Genomic DNA, 232 nt, shown 5'->3' with positions numbered 1-232 from the left:
GGTGCCCGTCGCAGCGCCGCCGCCGACGGTGAGGGTGATCTCCTGGTCGGGCAGCGTTTTCAGATCGTCCACCGGGAAATACTTGGATACCGCCGTTGCCGTGCCTTCGGCGTTGATGACGGTGGTGTCGCCAATTTTGACGGTCAGCGTGGTGCTGGCACCCAGCGCGCCGCTGATGAGGGTGGCGCCAACCACTTTCAGGTTGGGCTCCACCTTGTCACCAAACGCGATG

1 protein-coding gene is annotated in these 232 nt (G+C 63.8%); it reads right to left on the bottom strand.

All coding sequences use genetic code 11. The annotated features are described in order from the left end of the window. Positions 1-232: hypothetical protein (locus tag B4920_RS28170; RefSeq protein ID WP_216820158.1), on the bottom strand; the 232-nt coding region annotated here is incomplete at both ends.

The organism is Zoogloea sp. LCSB751, from assembly GCF_002028455.1.
Taxonomy (GTDB): domain Bacteria; phylum Pseudomonadota; class Gammaproteobacteria; order Burkholderiales; family Rhodocyclaceae; genus Zoogloea.
The sequence above is the reverse complement of the archived record's forward strand: the minus strand, read 5'-3'. Positions and strand labels throughout refer to the sequence as shown.